The sequence below is a fragment of the Erwinia sp. S38 genome, assembly GCF_016624545.1.
Lineage (GTDB): Bacteria > Pseudomonadota > Gammaproteobacteria > Enterobacterales > Enterobacteriaceae > Erwinia > Erwinia coffeiphila.
The window spans coordinates 1-1201 of the sequence record NZ_JACVTS010000066.1; the positions used below are offsets into that span (position 1 = coordinate 1).

Consider the following 1201-nt stretch of genomic DNA (forward strand, 5'->3'; position numbering starts at 1 on the left):
TGTATTAGTCGCGACTTGATCTGACATATGGCCTTGAAAGGTTGAGAGTTACCGGTTTTGATATGGGTGTCGAATCCTTATACAAAACACGAGGTAACTCTCATGCTTCATACTAACAATCCTGTCATTAAACACAAAGCCGGTTTGCTCAATCTGGCTGAAGAACTCAGTAATGTATCTAAAGCCTGCAAAATTATGGGCGTCTCGCGTGACACTTTTTACCGGTATCGCGAACTGGCCGATGAAGGCGGCGTGGATGCGTTGATCAATCGCAGTCGCCGCGCTCCTAACCTTAAGAACCGAACCGATCAGGCCACTGAACAGGCGGTTGTTGAGTATGCTGTGGCATTCCCCGCCCACGGCCAGCACCGGAGCAGTAATGAGTTGCGTAAACAGGGTGTTTTTATCTCAGGAAGTGGCGTCCGCTCCGTCTGGTTACGTCATAACCTTGAGAACTTCAAAAAACGTCTGAAAGCGCTGGAAGAGAAAGTGGCCCGCGATGGCATTGAACTGACCGACAGCCAGATCGCCGCACTGGAACGTAAAGTCAGTGATGGCGAAGCCTGCGGCGAGATTGAAACCGCTCATCCGGGTTATCTGGGTTCACAGGACACGTTCTACGTGGGAAACCTGAAAGGGGTTGGACGTATTTATCAGCAGACGTTCGTGGATACCTACTCGAAGGTCGCTCACTGCAAACTGTATGTCACCAAAACGCCGATTACAGCAGCAGACCTGCTGAATGATCGTGTACTGCCATTTTATGAGTCTCAGGGGCTGCCGATGCTGAGGATACTGACTGACAGAGGCACTGAGTTCTGCGGCAAAGTGGAACAGCATGATTACCAGCTTTATCTGGCGATAAATGATATCGACCACACGAAGACAAAGGCGATGTCCCCGCAGACAAACGGTATCTGCGAGCGGTTCCACAAAACGATACTGAACGAATTTTATCAGGTGACATTCCGCAAAAAGCTGTATGGGGATATTGACACATTACAATCAGATCTTGATGAATGGCTGGCTCACTATAATAATGAGCGAACCCATCAGGGGAAAATGTGCTGCGGCCGGACGCCAATGGAAACATTACTTGATGGAAAATGCATCTGGGCTGAGAAGAATTTAAACCAGATGTAATCTGACAGACACCTGTATAAATAACCGGTAACTGTCAGATCAGGTCTGAGCTAATACA

At 48.5% G+C, this 1201-nt stretch carries 1 protein-coding gene; it reads left to right on the plus strand.

Annotated features, from left to right (window positions below; genetic code table 11):
• The first annotated feature begins 102 nt into the window (after nucleotides 1-102).
• Nucleotides 103-1143 (plus strand): IS481 family transposase, encoded by a 1041-nt coding sequence (locus IBT46_RS27005; RefSeq protein ID WP_200548131.1) that lies wholly within the window; start codon nucleotides 103-105, stop codon nucleotides 1141-1143.
• The last annotated feature ends 58 nt before the right edge of the window (nucleotides 1144-1201 follow it).

What these genes read in the sequence shown, in the direction of transcription:
- IBT46_RS27005 (WP_200548131.1), top strand. Translation starts at nt 103, where the DNA reads ATGCTTCATACTAACAATCCTGTCATTAAACACAAAGCCGGTTTGCTC.